This is a genomic window from Streptomyces sp. NPDC054834 (assembly GCF_053611185.1).
In genome coordinates, this window is the sequence record NZ_JBSGZV010000025.1 from 1 (window position 1) to 17,045 (window position 17,045).

At 70.7% G+C, this 17,045-nt stretch carries 13 protein-coding genes; 6 read left to right on the forward strand and 7 right to left on the reverse strand.

Features of this window, described 5'->3' with window-relative positions:
• Positions 1-47 precede the first annotated feature (47 nt).
• On the reverse strand, positions 48-1,883 hold the full coding sequence (locus ACWGJM_RS28880; RefSeq protein WP_453414646.1) for an endonuclease/exonuclease/phosphatase family protein: 1,836 nt from the start codon (positions 1,881-1,883) through the stop codon (positions 48-50).
• Between the two features lie 267 nt (positions 1,884-2,150).
• Here ACWGJM_RS28880 and ACWGJM_RS28885 point away from each other — a divergent pair, with 267 nt between their 5' ends.
• From ACWGJM_RS28885 to ACWGJM_RS28905, 5 genes are all read left to right on the forward strand, one after another.
• Entirely contained in the window at positions 2,151-3,596 is a 1,446-nt protein-coding gene (locus ACWGJM_RS28885) for a hypothetical protein (protein WP_453414647.1), read from the forward strand.
• Between the two features lie 256 nt (positions 3,597-3,852).
• Complete coding sequence (locus ACWGJM_RS28890; RefSeq protein WP_453414648.1) at positions 3,853-5,295, forward strand: alkaline phosphatase PhoX; 1,443 nt, start codon at positions 3,853-3,855, stop codon at positions 5,293-5,295.
• A 499-nt stretch (positions 5,296-5,794) separates the two neighbouring features.
• Complete coding sequence (locus tag ACWGJM_RS28895) at positions 5,795-7,372, forward strand: TROVE domain-containing protein (protein ID WP_453414649.1); 1,578 nt, start codon at positions 5,795-5,797, stop codon at positions 7,370-7,372.
• Positions 7,373-7,468: 96 nt separating this feature from the next.
• On the forward strand, positions 7,469-8,116 hold the full coding sequence (locus ACWGJM_RS28900) for a GntR family transcriptional regulator (protein WP_453414650.1): 648 nt from the start codon (positions 7,469-7,471) through the stop codon (positions 8,114-8,116).
• 13 nt (positions 8,117-8,129) lie between these two features.
• A complete protein-coding gene (locus tag ACWGJM_RS28905; protein ID WP_453414651.1) occupies positions 8,130-9,146 on the forward strand; it encodes a 1-aminocyclopropane-1-carboxylate deaminase in 1,017 nt (338 codons plus the stop codon).
• 17 nt (positions 9,147-9,163) lie between these two features.
• Here the strand turns inward: ACWGJM_RS28905 and ACWGJM_RS28910 are convergent, their stop codons facing one another.
• Positions 9,164-10,600, reverse strand: coding sequence for an MFS transporter (locus ACWGJM_RS28910; protein WP_453414652.1), 1,437 nt, complete (start codon positions 10,598-10,600; stop codon positions 9,164-9,166).
• Between the two features lie 145 nt (positions 10,601-10,745).
• On the opposite strand from ACWGJM_RS28910, the gene ACWGJM_RS28915 reads away from it, so the two are divergent.
• Positions 10,746-11,312 (forward strand): TetR/AcrR family transcriptional regulator, encoded by a 567-nt coding sequence (locus ACWGJM_RS28915; RefSeq protein ID WP_453414653.1) that lies wholly within the window; start codon positions 10,746-10,748, stop codon positions 11,310-11,312.
• 170 nt (positions 11,313-11,482) lie between these two features.
• Here ACWGJM_RS28915 and ACWGJM_RS28920 read toward each other — a convergent pair whose 3' ends face one another.
• The 5 genes from ACWGJM_RS28920 to ACWGJM_RS28940 form a co-directional block, all read right to left on the reverse strand.
• Entirely contained in the window at positions 11,483-12,676 is a 1,194-nt protein-coding gene (locus ACWGJM_RS28920; RefSeq protein ID WP_453414654.1) for a TerD family protein, read from the reverse strand.
• Between the two features lie 123 nt (positions 12,677-12,799).
• The gene (locus ACWGJM_RS28925; RefSeq protein WP_453414655.1) at positions 12,800-13,789 is read right to left on the reverse strand and encodes a zinc-dependent alcohol dehydrogenase family protein; all 990 of its coding nucleotides are present in this window, start codon (positions 13,787-13,789) and stop codon (positions 12,800-12,802) included.
• On the reverse strand, positions 13,786-14,628 hold the full coding sequence (locus tag ACWGJM_RS28930; protein ID WP_453414656.1) for a carbohydrate ABC transporter permease: 843 nt from the start codon (positions 14,626-14,628) through the stop codon (positions 13,786-13,788). The genes ACWGJM_RS28925 and ACWGJM_RS28930 overlap by 4 nt, the downstream gene beginning before the upstream one ends.
• Positions 14,625-15,563 (reverse strand): carbohydrate ABC transporter permease, encoded by a 939-nt coding sequence (locus tag ACWGJM_RS28935; RefSeq protein ID WP_453414657.1) that lies wholly within the window; start codon positions 15,561-15,563, stop codon positions 14,625-14,627. The genes ACWGJM_RS28930 and ACWGJM_RS28935 overlap by 4 nt, the downstream gene beginning before the upstream one ends.
• On the reverse strand, positions 15,560-16,933 hold the full coding sequence (locus ACWGJM_RS28940; protein ID WP_453414658.1) for an ABC transporter substrate-binding protein: 1,374 nt from the start codon (positions 16,931-16,933) through the stop codon (positions 15,560-15,562). Before ACWGJM_RS28940 ends, ACWGJM_RS28935 begins: the two co-directional genes overlap by 4 nt.
• Positions 16,934-17,045: the final 112 nt, after the last annotated feature.

The following is a 17,045-nucleotide window of genomic DNA, read 5'->3' on the forward strand; positions in this document are numbered from 1 at the left end:
CGGGATCCTCCGATCCCGCGGCCCCCGCGTCGTTCGGCCCGTGTCCGCTACGGACGGAACCGCAGCACCTGCGGGTCGTGGTCGCTGATCTGGTCGTTGAACTCCGAGTTGATGTGCACGCTGTCGTAGTCGAAGTCGCAGCCGCGCCGGATCGAGGGGCTCACCAGGATCTGGTCCAGGACCTGCTCGTTGCCCTGGTAGTCGTACGTGTAGCGCTCGCGCTTCGGCAGCGACTTGATCGCCGACCACAGCTCGCCGTCACCCTCGAGGATCTTGGCGGTGCCGGAGAACTCGAAGTCGTTCATGTCGCCGAGCGCGATGACCTCCGCGTTCTTCTGAACATCGAGGATGTTCTTGACGAACGCGTTGACGAGCGTCGCCTGAGCGTGCCGCTGGGCCTCCGAGCTGCGCACCGGCGGCTGGTACTGCGCGGTCAGGCCCTGGTCGCCGCCCTTGGAGTTGAGGTGGTTGGCGATCACGAACACCGTCTTGCCGCGGAAGACGAACTCGCCGGCCAGCGGCTTGCGGCTGGAGTTCCAGGCCGCGTCGGCGGGGGCGATCCGGCCCGGGGAGGCCGTCAGCTGCGCCTTGCCGTGCACCTTGGTGACACCCACCGCGGTGGTGGAGTCGCCGCCCGCGCGGTCGGTGAAGGAGACCCGCTCCGGGTTGAAGAGGAACACCTGGCGGATGTTGCCGCCGGGCTCGCCGCCGTCCTGGTCGTTGACCGGGTCGATCGAGCGCCACTCGTACTTCGGGCCGCCCGCCGCGACGATCGCGTCGATCAGCTTGTTCACGGTCACGCTCGCGTCGACCGTGCCGTCGTCCGTGGCGCCGTTGTTGTCCTGGATCTCCTCCAGGGACACGATGTCGGGCGACTGGAGGTTGTTCACGATCGCGGAGGCGTGCTTGTCGAAGGTGGCGTCGGACGGGTCGAGGTTCTCGACGTTGTACGTGGCCACCGCCAGCTCGCCGCGGGACTGCTTGCGGGTGGTCTCCCGCTCCAGGCCGCCGCTCTTCAGGGTGCCGAGCTGCCCGGCGACGAGGGTGTAGCCGCCGTACTGGTTGTAGTCCAGCGGGCCGGTGGTGGTGCCGGTGAGGGTGTCGCCGACGTTCGCCTTCGGGAAGTCGGCGGTCGAGCCCAGCGACTGGACCTGAATGCGGCCGGTGTTCTGCGAGTCGTAGGAGCCGTAGACCGTGCCGCCGCGGCGGCTGCGGTGCTCGTGCGGCTTCACCGTGACCCACAGCTCGCTGTAGGGGTCGGTGGCGGTGACCACGCGGGCGTCGGCGACCTGGACGTTCATGCCCTCCAGGGACTCGTAGTGGTCCAGGGCGTACTTCGCCGGGTCCAGGGTCAGACCGTTGACCGAACCGCTCGCGGCGGTGTCGCCGGCCGGGGTGTACCGGTCCGGCACCGACTTCGCGTCGATCACCGTCGGAGCCGGGACAGCGTTGCCCGTGGAGACGGTGGTGACCGTCGGCTTCGTGATCTCGGTCAGCGACTGGTTGCCGGTCGAGGTGCCGCCGGGCACGTACTCCGAGACCGTGCCGGTGACCGTGACCGAGTCACCGACGGCGACCTTGGGGGTGGCGCTGGTGAAGACGAACACGCCTTCGCTGGTCGCCGGGTTGTCGTCCGGGGTCGGGTCCTGGATCCAGAAACCTCTGGAGGAGCCGTAGGTGCGGGTGCCCGTGACGATGCCGGGTACGTCCGTCACCTTCTGGCCGGCGTACGGCGATACGCGGGTGGTGCCCTGGACGTCGTGGATGCGTACGGAGTCCGCGTGTGCGGGAGTGGGGAGGGCAACTATCTGGGTGGTGGCCGCCGCGCCGCATACGGCGGCGACGGTGAGCGCGGCGAGGCGCGCGGAAGACCTGCTCGGCAAGGGATCCCTCCGGGGACGTACGTGAGCGCCGGGACGAGGGTGGGACAGCGTGCCCTGGGTGGAACGACGTGACACGCGTAGAGCCGCGTGAAACAAGTGAGTGAACAGTTGTCCCCCCGTTTCTACGCGCGTCAATCTCCTGCCTGGCCAGGCCAGTTGTCAAGGTTTCGGCCATGTACGCCCGACGACGGGGAGATGAACCGGGCGGCATGGGGCCAAATCCGTCTAGGCTGAGCGGTTGAACCCCTGACAACCGCGAGGAGTCCGATGTCAGACAGCTCCCCCCTGCCGCCGGTCAGGCTGCACCCCGAAGCGGAGCTGGCGCGTGACGCGCTGTCCACACCGTTGCTCTCCCGGGCCGCCCGGCTCGCCCGCTGGGCCGGACCCGACACCCGCGTGGACGCCGGCGGCGGGCTGGTCGACGAGCAGCTCCCGGCCGCCGCGGAGGTGCTCTCGCTGAGTGGGGACGACGCGGCCGCCCTCGCGAGCGAGGCCTGGCGGGTCGCCGTGGACACCGGTCTGGTCGAGATCCTCGACGAGGAGGCCGGCACCGTCGCCACGGGGCAGGAGCTGGCACGGCTGACCGGCGGCTCCCCGCACGACGTGCTCGCGGTGTGGCTGACCGCGCTGGAGACCGCGGTCGCCGACGCGAGCGTGCCCGACCTCGACGACCTGGCCGACGCGATGGACGCCGGCGGCGAGGTCGATTTCTCGTCACTCGACTGGGACCCCGAGGCGGAGGCCGCGTTCCTCGACGGGGTCCTCGGGAACCTGTACCTGCTCACCGTCAGCGAGAACGGTCCCGGCGACGCGGCCGTCCCGCTGCCCGCGCTCGCCGCCTCGGTGATCGTGCCCGGTGACATGGGCGAGCCCACCAACGACATACTCGAGCAGGTCTCCGACGCCATGATGCGGCTGGACGACCAGTTCCGGGTGCTGGAGCCGATCGGGCTCGTGGAGTACCTGCCGGTCGACGAGGCGGTGATGGCGGACCCCGACGGCACCGGCGACACCGGCGAGGAGGCCTCCGGGCCGGTCGACGACACCGACGTCACCCGCTACGGCATGGTCCGGCTGACCCCGCTCGGCATCTACGGGCTGCGGGCGCGCCTGCTGGAGGGCGGGCTCGAGGCGCCCGCCGTGGGTGACCTCGCCGACAAGGGCGCGGACGTACTGCTCGACGGCACGTCCGCCTATCCGCCGGCCGCCGCCCAGGCCGAGACCGAGCAGTGGCTCACCCGCCGTGACCCGCTCGACGCCGCGACCGAACTGCTGGCCGCCGCGCGGGGCTCGGACCCCGGCGCGCCGCTGCGCAGGCTGCGCTGCCAGCAGGCGCTGTCCCTGGTCGGCCCGCAGGCCGAACCGGCGCTGCGCGAGGTGCTCGACGATGCGGAACTCGGCGGACTGGCCCGGGTGTGGCTGAGCGAGCACGGCGCGGCCGACGTGCCGCCGCCGTCCGAGCGGATGGTCTTCTGGCTGACCATCGACACGGTCGCCGCCCAGCTCCAGGCCGAAGGCAACTCCGAGGAACTGCAAGCCCTCGTCGAGGGCCTCGCCCGCCAGCACAGCAGCTTCTTCGCGGCGGCCTGGCGAGTGGACCACCCGGCCACCGCGGACGTCCTCGAGGCCATGGGCCGCCTGCACCCGGACAAGCGGATAGCGAAGGAGGCCCGGAAGGCGGCGTTCAAGGCGAGGTCCCAGCAGGGGAGTTGACCGAGGTCCCAGCAGGGGAGTTGACGTCCGGGCGCGGCCCCGGCGCCCGGGAAGGGCGCGGGGGCCGATGAAGTCTCCGGCAACGGCCGGAAGTCGGCGGGACTTTTGGTGTCAGTGGGGGAGTAATTACGGATTCATGGAAGTGGGTCCGGTGAAGTCGCCCGGTGTTCAACCGCCGTTCAGGGGCGGGCGGGACTGTTTCGCCGACCCGAGGTCCGCCACCCTCCACGGCACGCACACCATCACGGGAGACACCATGTCGCTCACCCGCAGGGACTTCGCCAGGAAATCCGCGATCACCGGGGCCGGAGTGGCGTTGGCGGGCAGCGTCGGCGCCCTCGCCACCGCGCCGAACGCCCTCGCGTCCACGGAGACCGACAGCGCGGACGCGGAAGCGCACGGCGGGCACGGCGGAGTCGGCTACGGGCCGCTGCTCCCCGACCCCGACGGCATCCTCGCGCTGCCCGCCGGCTTCAAGTACCGCATCATCACCTACAGCGGCAGGACCAAGCTGGAGTCGGGTGAGTTCACCCCGTCCAACCACGACGGCACCTCCACCTTCTGCGGCCCGCGCGGCACCACGCTCCTGGTCAACAACCACGAGCTGAAGGGCCCGCGCGCCGGCTGGAAGTACCCCGTGCCGCTCATCGAGGGCCTGGTCTACGACCCCGCCGCCTCCGGAGGCTGCACCGTCGTCGAGGTCCGCCGCGACCACGTCGCCGAGTGGGTCGGCATCGCCGGCACCTCCACCAACTGCGCCGGCGGCAACACCCCGTGGGGCACCTGGCTGACCTGCGAGGAGACCGAGGACAAGGCCGGCCAGAACGGCATGACCAAGGACCACGGGTACGTCTTCGAGGTCGACCCCGAGGACCGCCGCGCCAACCGCGACCCCAAGCCGATCAAGGCCCTCGGCCGCTACGCCCACGAGGCCGTCGTCGTCGACCCCAAGCGCGGCCACCTGTACCTGACGGAGGACGCGTCCGGCCCCAACGGCCTGCTCTACCGCTGGACCCCGCCGGCGGGCTTCCACCACGGCCGCGGCAAGCTGCGCACCCTCGCCGACGACGCCGGCGTGCTCCAGGCGTTCAAGTGCTTCGACTCCGGCGGCAAGTTCGTCGACGACCTCTCCCGGGCGACGAAGCCCGGCACGGTGTACGGGGTGGACTGGGTCGACGTCCCCGACCGTGACGCCAAGGCCACCTCCGTCCGCAAGCAGTTCACCGACGGGCAGATCACCCGCGCCCGCAAGCTCGAGGGCATGTGGTGGGGCGACGGCGGCGCGTACATCGTCTCCTCGTACGCCCGTGAGGAGAGCCCCGTCCAGCACGACGGCTCGGTCTGGTTCTACGACCCCAAGCGCCGCACGCTGACGCTGAAGGTCCGCATCGGGGTGAACCCGAACCCGGACGTGGAAGGCAACTTCGACGGCCCCGACAACATCACCGTCTCCCCGTACGGCGGCCTCGTCATCGCCGAGGACGGCGAGGGCATCCAGCACCTGTTCGGCGCCACAGACAGCGGACGCACCTACCCCATCGCCCGCAACGAACTGAACAACGGCACCGAGGAGGAGCCGGAATACAGCGAGTTCACCGGCGTCACCTTCTCGCCCGACGGCAGCACCCTGTTCGCCAACATCCAGGAGCCGGGCATCATGCTGGCCATCACGGGCCCCTGGAAGCGCCAGCAGCGGTAGTTAATTCGCTCGCCCGTCCCGCGGGCCGCCTCCTAGAGTGATGCATGTCCAGGTGCGAAGGCAGGACCTACTTCCACTCATAATGGGGCGGCCGCGGGTTCGAGTCCCGCCGCCGGCACAACAGGCCGGTGTAGCTCAGGGGTTAGAGCACCTACGTCGGTTCCGCCGATCTCGATCTCTGGACACCTAAAACTTCATGCACCTCCCGGTGCGCAGGCTGCGGCTACTTCTTTTGCGAAGAGAATCCGATGCCGCCGCCGACCTGATCTCGGGAGGCGCAGCACAAGGTGGGTGCCCGGTGCGCAGGCAGCGGATACTTCAGGGATCTGGTCCCCTGGAACAGGGGGTGCGGGTTCGAATCCCGTCATCGGCTCAGGGCCGGTGTGGCGGAAACGGAAGACGCGCCAGATGATAAGTCCCGTCGCCGACTCCTGATCTCGGGCACCCTCCTTTTGCTGCGCCTCCCTCCGAAACTCCAATGAATTCGGGGGAATTCACCATGGCGCGATTCAACCGCAAGTCCGTCCGAGCGCAGCCCGCTTCGCGGGTCACCTCCACGGGCCGTGTGCTCCGTACCTACGAGGGTGGCCGCGGGCGGGAGCGTGACGCGCGCTCCGAGCTCTTCCTGCTGGCGGTGTCCCACTTTGCTGCGGACACCTTCTACGAGCGCGCCGAGGACCGCGACGACCGGTTCGTGAAGCTCGTACGAGACCTCGCCGTCACCGACCCGTCCTGGACGGCCGGCCTGCTCGGCTGGCTGCGTGGCGAGGGCAACGTGCGGACCGCCTCGATCGTGGGCGCCGCCGAGTACGTACACGCGCGCCTGACGGCGGGCGGCACCGACGGCCCGGCCAACCGGCAGGTCGTGGCCTCCGTGCTCCAGCGGCCCGACGAGCCCGGCGAGCTGCTCGCCTACTGGACCGCGACCTACGGCCGCAGCGTCCCCAAGCCCGTCAAGCGCGGGGTCGCCGACGCCGTACGCCGCCTCTACAGCGGCAAGTCGCTGCTGAAGTACGACACCGCGTCCAAGGGCTACCGCTTCGGCGACATCCTCAACCTGGTGCATGCGGCGCCGGACCCGGACAAGCCGTGGCAGGGCGAGCTGTTCCAGTACGCCCTCGACCGCCGGCACAACCCCGACACCGCCGTGCCGCCCGCGTCGAACCGTGTCCTGACCGCACACCGCGAGCTGATGGCGCTGCCGGTGGAGCGGCGCCGCGCGGTGGTGACGTCGAAGGGCGGTGCCGAGCGGCTGGCGGCGGCCGGAATGACCTGGGAGGCGCTGGCCGGCTGGCTCCAGGGCCCGATGGACAAGGCGGCCTGGGAGGCCGTGATCCCGTCCATGGGCGCCATGGCGCTGGTCCGCAACCTGCGCAACTTCGACCAGGCCGGCGTCTGTGACGAGGTCGCGGCCCGGGTCGCGGCGAAGATCAGCGACCCGGCCGAGGTCGCGCGCTCGCGGCAGTTCCCCTTCCGGTACCTGGCGGCGTACCGGCATGCGCCCTCGCTACGCTGGTCGTACCCGCTGGAGCAGGCGCTCGGCCACTCGCTGGCCAACGTGCCCGCGCTGCCCGGCCGCACCCTGGTCCTCGTCGACCGTTCCGGCTCCATGTGGGCGCCCCTGTCGGACCGCTCGGAGCTCAATCGGGCCGACGCGGCGGCGATCTTCGGCACGGCGCTCGCGCTGCGGGCGGCGGACGCTGACCTCGTCGAGTTCGGCACCACGAGCCGGCGCCTGGATCTCCACGAGGGCGAGTCGGTGCTGAAGATCCTCGGCCGCTTCCGCGACCTGGGCGGCACCGACACCACCAGCGCGGTCCGCGCCCACTACCGGGGGCAGGACCGGGTGCTGATCGTCACCGACGAGCAGTACGCCTTCAATCACTACGGCGACCCGACCGAGCAGGTTCCGGCGCACGTGCCGGTCTACACCTGGAACCTCGCCGGCTACCGGGCGGGCCACGGCCCGTCGGGCAAGGCGAACCGGCACACCTTCGGGGGCCTTTCGGACGCGGCTTTCCGCATGGTGCCGCTGCTCGAAGCGGCCCAGAGCTCTGACTGGCCCTGGGCTGCCTGAGCCGCCGAAGCGTGGCCCGCACTTCTACGGGGGTGCGGGCCACGCCCTTGCCCGCGCCCTTGTGTGAGCGGCGCACTGATATCCAACATTTCAGTTGTGGAGGCCATACGACCCGTCCAGCGCACCCTTCTCCGGGACCGCGCCTACGCATCGATCCGGGACGCCATCGTGGCCGGGGAGCTCGAACCCGGCGCGGTGGTACGCGACGCCGAGCTCGCCGAGCGGCTCGGGCTGTCGCGGGCGCCGGTGCGGGAGGCTTTCTCCCGGCTGGTGGACGAGGGGCTGCTGGAGAGCAAGCCGCAGAGTTACACCAGGGTCACCCCGGTCGTCGCGGCCGACGTAAGGGACGCGGCGGCCGTGGTCGGTGCCCTGCACGAGCTGGTCACGCGTGTCGCCGTACCCCGCTTGCGGGAGGCGGACCTGGCCGCCATGCGCGCCGCCAACGAGCGGTTCGCCGCCGCCGTACGCACCGGTGACGTGGACGCGGCGCTGCACGCCGACGACGAACTGCACGACGTCCTGGTCCGGGTGAGCGGCAACCGCGCGGCCGCCGCCACCGTCGCCCGCTACACCCCGCTCATCCGCCGCCTGGAGCGACGGCGTTTCGGCGAGGGCGGCTCATGCCGTTCCGCCGGGCTGCACGAGCGGCTCATCGAGGCATGCGCGGCCGGTGACCCGGACGAGGCGGTCCGGGTCACCGCCGACATCTGGCGCACCCTCGCCGACCTGGCCGACCCCGACTGAACCGGGAGGACCCATGTCCCTTTCCTCGTACGAGCGTTACCCTCTGCTGTTCGGGCCCTCCCCGGTACACCCCCTGGAGCGCCTCACCGCCCATCTCGGCGGAGCCGCCCTGTGGGCCAAGCGGGAGGACTGCAACTCCGGGATCGCCTACGGCGGCAACAAGACCCGCAAGCTGGAATACCTGGTCGCCGACGCCCTCGCCCAGGGCTGTGACACGCTCGTCTCGATCGGCGGAGTGCAGTCCAACCACACCCGTCAGGTCGCCGCCGTCGCCGCCCGCGCGGGGCTCAAGTGCGTGCTGGTGCAGGAGAGCTGGGTCGACTGGCCGGACTCCGTGTACGACAAGGTCGGCAACATCCTGGTCAGTCGCCTCGCCGGGGCCGACGTACGGCTGGTGAGGGCCGGCTTCGGGATCGGGTTCAAGGAGAGCTGGGAGCAGGCTCTGAGGGAGGTCGAGGGGGGTGGCGGCAAGCCGTACGCGATCCCGGCCGGGGCCTCGGACCATCCGCTCGGCGGCCTGGGCTTCGCGGGCTGGGCGTATGAAGTGGCCGAGCAGGAACAGGAGTTGGGAGTCTTCTTCGACACGGTGATCGTGTGCTCGGTGACCGGGTCGACGCAGGCCGGCATGGTCGCCGGGTTCGCCGCGCTGGAGGAGGCGGGCGGGCGCCGCCGCCGCGTGATCGGCATCGACGCCTCGGCCGAGCCTGCCGCCACCCGCGGGCAGATCGCCCGGATCGCCCACGACACCGGACAACTCATCGGCGTCAAACGTGCGTTGACCGAGGCGGACGTCGAGCTCGACGAGCGGTACCACGCGGGCGTGTACGGCGTCCCGGACGAGGCCACGCTGGAGGCGATGCGGCTGGCCGCCCGCACGGAGGGGATGGTCACCGACCCCGTCTACGAGGGCAAGTCGATGGCCGGGCTCGTCGACCTGGTCGCGCGCGGCGAGATCGGCCGCGACTCCACCGTCCTCTACGCCCACCTCGGCGGCCAGCCCGCCCTCAACGCCTACAGCGCGCTGTTCTAGGCCCGTTGCGAGAGCCCCTAGGCATCCGCGCGCCGCCCCCTGATCATGAACGCCGCCACCAGCAGCGCAGCCAGCGCGATCAGTGCTCCGGTGCCGAAGGCGCGGGACGCTCCATGGGTGAGGAGGGCGGCCGGGGAGCCGGTGGCGTGCCGGGTCGCCGTGCCGAACACCGTGACCAGGACAGAGAGTCCGAGGGTGCCGCCGAGCCACTGGAGGGTCTGGAGCAGGCCGGAGGCGGCGCCCGCTTCCCGGGGTTCGATCCGGGCGAGGATCGTCGCGTTCAGCGGCATGAAACTGAGGCCGACGCCCAGGCCCATCAGCAGCAGCGGGCCGAGCAGACCGGTCACGTAGCCGTCGTCCGGTCGCAGCCGCCACAGCCACGCGCTCGCCACGGTGATCAGCGCCATGCCGGTGAGCAGCACCGGCCTGACGCCGAACCGGGCGAGGAGCCGGGGCACCAGGCGCACGATCGTGAACATCACCAGCGTCAGCGGCAGGAAGGCGAACCCCGCGCGCAACGGGCTGAACCCCAGGACCTGCTGGCCGACCAGGGTGAGGAAGTAGAACGCGCCGAACAGCCCCGCGGGCAGCAGCATGATGCTCACATAGCCGCCGGCCCGGTCCCGGTCGGCGAACAGGCGCAGCGGCATGATCGGCTGGCCGGCGCGGGCCTCGATCAGGACGAAGCCGACGAGCAGCGCGGCCGCCGTGCCGAAGCCGAGCAGCGCCTGGCCGTCGCTCCAGCCCTGCTCCGAGACCCGGATGAACGCGTACACCAGCGAGGTCATCCCGGCCGTTCCGGTCAGCGCGCCCGCCGCGTCGAACCGGCCCGCGTGGCGCGGGGCCTCCGTGACGAAGCGGGGCAGGGCGAGGGCGAGGCCGAGGCCGATGGGCACGTTGATGAGCAGGGCCCAGCGCCAGGAGGCCCAGGAGGTCAGCATGCCGCCGAGGACCAGGCCGACGGAGCCGCCGATGCCGGCCATGGAGGCGTAGACGCTCAGGGCGTGGTGGCGGCGCGGTCCGTCCGGGAAGTTGGTGGTGATCAGGGCGAGGGTGCTCGGCGCTATGAGGGCGGCGCCGACGCCTTGCAGCGCGCGGGCCGCGAGCAGCCAGCCGCCCTCGGTGGCGAGTCCGCCGAGCAGTGACGACAGGGCGAAGAGCAGGACGCCTGCGGTGAGCGTGCGCCGGCGCCCGAGGATGTCGCCGACGCGTCCGCCGAGCAGCAGCAGACCGCCGAAGGCGAGCGTGTAGGCGTTGAGGACCCAGGACAGGCCGGTGCGGCTGAAGTCCAGGCCCCGCTGGATGTCGGGGAGCGCGACATTGACGACGGTCGAGTCGACGCCGACCATCAAGTAGGCGGTCACGATCACGAGAAGGACGGTGCCGAGTCTGGCGGGATGCGGTGGTGCGGAGAGTGCGTCGGCGGGTGTGGGCGGTGCGGACGGGGCGGACATGGGTTCTCCCGTTGTGGCGTCCCCGGGTGAGGCGCGAAAGGGCAGGTCGGACTGCCCGCGGAGCACACGGCGGTAAGCGGGGACTGTCTCCGTTTAATGCTCGATAAGATACGGAGAGAGCCCCCGGTTTGCAAGGAGTAACTGGATGACGCAGGTCAAGCCCATGCGTGCGGACGCTCGGCGCAACTACGAGCGGTTGCTGAAGGTGGCGGCGGAGGCCTTCGCCGAGCATGGGGAGAACGCGTCGCTCGACGACATCGCCAAGCGGGCGGGGGTCGGTTCGGGGACGCTCTACCGGCACTTCCCGACCCGGCAGGCGCTGCTGGAGGCGGTGTACGTCGACGCCATCGAGGCGCTGGCGGCGCGGGCCGACGAGCTCGCGCAGGAGCTGCCGCCCGGCGAGGCGCTGGCCGAGTGGCTGAACGAGCTCGGCGCGGGAATGATCCAGGTCCGCGGCCTGAAGGCTCTGCTGGGTTCCGCTGTCACGGACGGCAGCTCCGCCGTGGTCACGGCCTGCGGCAACTCGGTGAAGAAGGCGGCTCAGCGGCTGGTGGAGGCGGCGCAGCAGGAGGGAACGCTGCGCGGGGACGTCGAGTCGATCGACATTCTGCGGCTGGCGCACGGCGTGGCCACGGCGTCCGAGCTGGCGAACGGCGAGGGCAGGCACATCCGCCGGTATCTGTCCCTGCTGACGGAGGGGCTGCGGCCGTAGGCCGACGGCGGGCGCCCCGGCCCGAGGCGCCCGCCGGTGTCGTACGACTGCTCACACGGCTGCTGGGGCCTGTTGCGAAAGTCCCGTCGTCCGCCCGGAGGGCGGGCCCGGCGGCGTCCGGCGAGAGTGCGTGCCGGCGTCGCTGGGCAGGCGGTACTTTCGCAACAGCCCTAGAGGGCCTGAGCGGCCGGCTTCACCATGTTCCGTACCGTACGGGCCTTCACGAAGTCGCCGATCGCGGTCATGTCCCACTCGCCGGAGAACTGCCGGACGAGCTTGGCCATCATCACGCCCGTCTGAGATTCGGCGTTGGTGAGGTCGAAGCGGACCAGTTCCTCGCCGGTCGCGGCGTCCAGGAGACGGCAGTAGGCCTTGGCGACCTCGGTGAACTTCTGCCCGGAGAAGGAGTTCACGGTGAAGACCAGACCGGTGACCTCCTGCGGCAGGCGCCCGAGGTCGACCGTGATCACCTCGTCGTCCCCGCCGCCCTCGCCGGTGAGATTGTCCCCGGAGTGCTTCACCGCGCCGCTCAGGATCGTGAGCTTGCCGAAGTAGCAGCTGTCGATGTGGTTGCGCTGCGGGCCGTAGGCGATGACCGAGGCGTCCAGGTCGATGTCCTTGCCACGGAACGCCGGTTCCCAGCCGAGGCCCATCTTGACCTGCGACAGCAGCGGGCGGCCGCCCTTGACGAGGGAGACGGTCTGGTTCTTCTGGAGGCTGACCCGGCCCTTGTCGAGGTTGATCTTCCCGGCACCGGGGGCCGGCGGCGCGGGCGGGGCCGGGGGTGCGGCGGGGGCCGGGGGAGCGGCGACCGGTGCCGCCGGAGCCGGAGCGGTCGGCTGGGGGGCGGGCGCCGGGGTGGCGGCGGCCGGTTCCTCGACCGTCACACCGAAGTCGGTCGCGATGCCCGCCAGGCCGTTGGCGTACCCCTGGCCGACGGCGCGGGCCTTCCACTGGCCGCCCCGCAGGTAGATCTCCACGACGACCAGCGCCGTCTCCGTGCCCAGCTGCGGCGGTGTGAACGTGGCCAGTACGGACCCGTCGTCCGCGTTGCGGATGGTCGCCGTCGGTTCGATGCCCTGGAAGGTCTGTCCTGCCGCGTCGGGGCTCGCCGTGACGACGATCTTCTCGATGCCGGGAGGGACGGCGGCGGTGTCGACGATGATCGCGTCGGGCGCGGTGCCGCCGCCGGAGCGGTACGTCACGCCCGGGCCGGCGGGCTGGTTGTAGAAGATGAAGTCGTCGTCGGAGCGCACCTTGCCGTCGGCGGTGAGCAGCAGGCCCGACACGTCGAGCCGCACCGGTGCGGCGACGTCCACCGCCACGCGGGAGACGGACAGAGGGATGTTCGAGCCAGGGGTCATAGCTGTCATGCCGGGTGAACGAGCGGGGCCGCTTTACCGTTCCCTTACCGTGGGCGGCGGGCCCGGGGATTTCGCCCCCACCGCCCCTACCGGGGCTCCGCCCCCGGCGGGGGCGAAATCCCCCTACGGCACCACCACGATCTTGCGGCCCACCCCCGCCGCGAACTGCTCCAGCGCCTCCGGGTAGCGCTCCAGGGGAATCCGGTCGCTGATGAAGAGATCCGGGTCCAGCACCCCGTTCGCGAACAGTTCGGCCGCGCGTTCGAAGCTGTGGAGCACCGCCATCGAACCGGTGATGGTGATCTCCTGGTTGTAGATGCGGTACGGGTCGATCGTCACGCGGGTCGCGTAGTCGGCGACGCCGAACTGGAGGAACGTGCCGGCCTTGGCCACCCGGTCCAGTCCGTCCTGGATCGCCGCCGCGTTGCCGGTCGCGTCGACGACGAGGTCCCAGCCCCGCGGCCGGTCCAGCTCGTCGGCGTTGCCCGCGGTCGCCGAGACGCCCAGCCGCCGCGCCGTCTCCAGCCGGGCCGGGTTGACGTCCACCACGTCCACGCTCGCCGCGCCAGTGCGCTTGGCGAGCTCCAGCATCATCAGGCCCATGGTTCCGGAGCCGTAGATGAGCACGTGGGCGCCGAGGCGGGAGCGCAGGACGTCGTAGCCCCGCACCGCGCACGACAGGGGCTCCACCAGGGCCGCGTCCTGGGTGCGGACGTGCTCGGGGAGCTTGACGCAGTTGGCCACCGGTGCCACCGCGTACTGTGCCGCACCGCCCGCCGTGGTCACGCCGATCGCGGCCCACCGCTCGCAGAGGTTGTTGTGGCCGGTGCGGCAGTAACGGCATTCGTAGCAGTACAGGGACGGGTCCACCGCCACCCGGTCGCCGACCGAGACCTCCGTGACCTGGGTGCCGACCCCGACGACCTCGCCGGCGAACTCGTGCCCGGGGACGATCGGCAGCTTGGGCGCGAACTCGCCCTGGAGGATGTGCAGGTCGGTGCCGCACAGTCCGCAGGCCGCGACCTCGACGACGACCTCGCGGGGGCCGGGCGTGGGGTCGGGGACCTCGGCGACGACGGCGCGGCCCACGGACTCGATGACGGCGGCCTTCATTTGACGGCTCCCAACGACAGGCCCTGGACCAGCTTGTCCTGGGCGGCGAACCCCGCGGCGAGCACCGGCAGGGAGATGACGAGCGACGCGGCGCACACCTTGGCCAGGAACAGGCCCTGGCTGGTGATGAAGCCGGTCAGGAAGACCGGGGCGGTCTCCGCCACCACGCCCGTGAGGACCCGGGCGAACAGCAGCTCGTTCCAGCTGAAGATGAAGCAGATCAGGGCGGTGGCGGCGATCCCGGGCAGGGCGATCGGTGCCACCACGCGCGCGAGGATCGTCGGCAGGCGCGCGCCGTCCACCCGGGCGGCCTCGATGACCGCCACGGGGACCTCGGCCAGGAAGGACTGCATCATCCAGACCGCGATCGGCAGGTTCATGGAGGTGTAGAGGATGACCAGGAGCCAGATGTTGTCCAGCATCCCGGCGTTCTTGGCGAAGAGGTAGATCGGCAGCAGGCCCGCCACGGCCGGCAGCATCTTCGTGGACAGGAAGAAGAACAGCACGTCCGTCCACTTGCGCACCGGCCGGATCGACAGCGCGTACGCCGCCGGGAGGGCCAGCAGCAGGACGAAGAGGGTGGACACGACCGAGGCCACGGCGGAGTTGATCAGTGCGGGCCAGGGGCTCGCCCCGCCGCCCGTGCCGAAGAACTCGCGGTAGCCGTCGAGGGTCAGCGATGCCGCGAAGGAGGGCGGGTTGGTGGCCGCGTCGGCTTCCGAGTGGAAGGACGTCAGGGCCATCCAGGCGATGGGCAGGAAGAACACGATGCCGGCCAGCCAGGCCACCAGGCCGAGGCCCATGCCCTTGCGGCGGACGCGTACGGCGATGGCGCTCATGCGCGGGACACCTCCTCGCGGAACAGGGACGACACCACGCGCAGGGCGAAGGTGGCGATGATGATCGAGCCGATGACCACCAGGACGCCGGCGGCCGAGGCGAGGCCGTTCTCGTGGGCCTGGTAGAAGCTCTGGTAGACGGTGTACGGCAGGTTGGCGGTGCCCAGGCCGCCGGACGTGATGGTGAAGACGGCGTCGAAGTTCTGGACGATGTAGATCGAGCCGAGGAGGGCGCCCAGCTCCAGGTACCGGCGTAGGTGCGGCAGCGTGAGGTGGCGGAAGATCTGCCAGTCGCTCGCGCCGTCCACCCGGGCGGCCTCGATCTGCTGCTGGTCGCGGCTCTGGAGTCCGGCGAGCAGGATCAGCATCATGAAGGGCGTCCACTGCCACACCAGGGAGGCCTCCACCGCGAGCAGCGGGGTGCTGGAGATCCAGTCGGGCTGTGGGCCGCCCACATAGTGCAACAACCCGTTGAGAAGGCCGTATTCGGGGTTGTAGAGGACGTGCTTCCAGAGCAGGGCCGCCGCCACCGGGACCACCAGGAACGGGGCTATGAGAAGCGTGCGGACCACGCCCCGGCCGCGGAACCTGCGGTCCAGCAGCAGGGCGAGGGCCAGTCCCAGGACCAGGCTGGCCAGGACCACCGCCACCGTCAGCAGCACGGTCGTCCACACCGAGTGGCGCAGGTCGGCGTCGGTCAGCACCTGGCGGTAGTTGTCGAGGCCGGTGAAGCGGCGGGCCTTGGGGTAGAGGGCGTTCCAGTCGAAGAAGGAGATCACCAGCGTGGCCACGAACGGCAGCTGGGTCACCGCGATCATGAAGACGAGCGCGGGGAGCAGCGGGGCACGGGTGGCCCAGGCGCGCAGCCGGGCGGAGGGCGGCCGGGTGGCGCGTACGGGAGCGGCGGCCACGGGGGCCGTGGTGGTGGCGGTCATCGTCCCTCGTACTCCTTGGAGATCCGCTCGGCGAGCTGCTGGGACTTCTTCAGGGCCGAGTCGACGGACTGGCGTCCGGCGATGGCCGCGCTGATCTCCTGGGAGACCTTGGTGCCGAGGTCGGTGAACTCGGGGATGTCGACGAACTGGATGCCGGGCGCCGGGCGCGGCTGGACACCGGGGTCGTTCGGCCGGGCGTTCTCGATGGCGTCCTTCGTCATGTCCTGGAAGGCGGCGGCCTCCTCGCGGTAGGCGGCGTTGGCGTACGTCGACGAGCGCTTGCCCGCCGGGACGTTCGACCAGCCGCTCGTGTCCCCGACCAGCTGTTCGTACTGCTTGCTGGACGCCCAGGAGACGAACTTCCAGGCCTTGTCGGGGTTGCGGGAGGCCTTCTGGATGCCCCAGGCCCAGGTGTAGAGCCAGCCGGAGGACTTGGTCTGCTCGACCGGGGCGGAGGCGTAGCCCAGCTTGCCCTTGACCGGGGAGCCCTTCGCCTCCAGGGATCCGGCCGCCGAGGTGGCGTCGTACCACATGGCGACCTTGCCCTGGGTCATGTTGTTCAGGCACTCGGCGAACCCGGACTGGGCGGCACCGGACTCGCCGTGCGCGCGGACGAGGTCGACGTAGAACTTGGTGGCCTTCTCGAACCCGGGGGAGTCGAGGCGGGCCTTCCAGCCCTTGTCGAACCAGGTGCCGCCGAAGGTGTTCACGACCGTGGTGAGGGGGGCCATCAGCTCCCCCCAGCCGGGCAGGCCGCGCAGGCAGATGCCCTTCATGCCGGGCCTGGCGCCGTCCACCTTCGCGGCCAGGTCCGCCACCTGGGTCCAGGTCGGGTGCGCGGGCATGGTGAGGCCCTTCGCCTCGAAGACGTCCTTGCGGTACATCAGGAAGGACGACTCGCCGTAGAAGGGCTGGCCGTAGAGCTTGCCGTCGTCCGCGGTGAGGGACTGGCGCATCGGCCCCAGGACGTCCTGTTCGTCGTACGCCGGGTCCTTCGCGACGTAGCCGTTCATCTCGTGCAGCCAGCCGTTGCGGGCGTAGATCGGTATCTCGTAGTTGGAGAGGGTGGCCACGTCGTACTGGCCGGCCTGGTTGGCGAAGTCCTGGCTGATCTTGTCGCGGACGTCGTTCTCGGGCAGGACGGTGAAGTTGACCTTGATGCCGGTCTCTTTGGTGAAGTGGGCGGCGGTGAGCTTCTGCAACTCGGTCATCTGGGGGTTGTTGACCATCAGGACGTTGATGGAGTCGCCGCCGGAACCGGACCCGCCCGCACCGACCCAGCAGCCGGAGAGCAGCGGGGCGAGCAGCGTCCCTGCGGCGGCCAGGGCGAGCGTGGCTCGCGACGGCCGTCGTCGGCTCTGGGTTCGCATGGATCGCTCCTGCACATATGAGGATATTAAGGGCGCATTATGGCGTGGATGTGCCACTGGTAGGTGGGTTGGATTTACAAACTGATGTGCTGTTGGGGTCGGGGAACGCGTT

Excerpts from the sequence above, each read along its gene's own strand:
- ACWGJM_RS28885 (WP_453414647.1), top strand. The coding sequence starts at position 2,151 with ATGTCAGACAGCTCCCCCCTGCCGCCGGTCAGGCTGCACCCCGAAGCG.
- ACWGJM_RS28890 (WP_453414648.1), top strand. The coding sequence starts at position 3,853 with ATGTCGCTCACCCGCAGGGACTTCGCCAGGAAATCCGCGATCACCGGG.
- ACWGJM_RS28895 (WP_453414649.1), top strand. The coding sequence starts at position 5,795 with ATGGCGCGATTCAACCGCAAGTCCGTCCGAGCGCAGCCCGCTTCGCGG.
- ACWGJM_RS28905 (WP_453414651.1), top strand. The coding sequence starts at position 8,130 with ATGTCCCTTTCCTCGTACGAGCGTTACCCTCTGCTGTTCGGGCCCTCC.
- ACWGJM_RS28910 (WP_453414652.1), bottom strand. The coding sequence starts at position 10,600 with ATGTCCGCCCCGTCCGCACCGCCCACACCCGCCGACGCACTCTCCGCA.
- ACWGJM_RS28915 (WP_453414653.1), top strand. The coding sequence starts at position 10,746 with ATGACGCAGGTCAAGCCCATGCGTGCGGACGCTCGGCGCAACTACGAG.
- ACWGJM_RS28920 (WP_453414654.1), bottom strand. The coding sequence starts at position 12,676 with ATGACCCCTGGCTCGAACATCCCTCTGTCCGTCTCCCGCGTGGCGGTG.
- ACWGJM_RS28925 (WP_453414655.1), bottom strand. The coding sequence starts at position 13,789 with ATGAAGGCCGCCGTCATCGAGTCCGTGGGCCGCGCCGTCGTCGCCGAG.
- ACWGJM_RS28930 (WP_453414656.1), bottom strand. The coding sequence starts at position 14,628 with ATGAGCGCCATCGCCGTACGCGTCCGCCGCAAGGGCATGGGCCTCGGC.
- ACWGJM_RS28935 (WP_453414657.1), bottom strand. The coding sequence starts at position 15,563 with ATGACCGCCACCACCACGGCCCCCGTGGCCGCCGCTCCCGTACGCGCC.
- ACWGJM_RS28940 (WP_453414658.1), bottom strand. The coding sequence starts at position 16,933 with ATGCGAACCCAGAGCCGACGACGGCCGTCGCGAGCCACGCTCGCCCTG.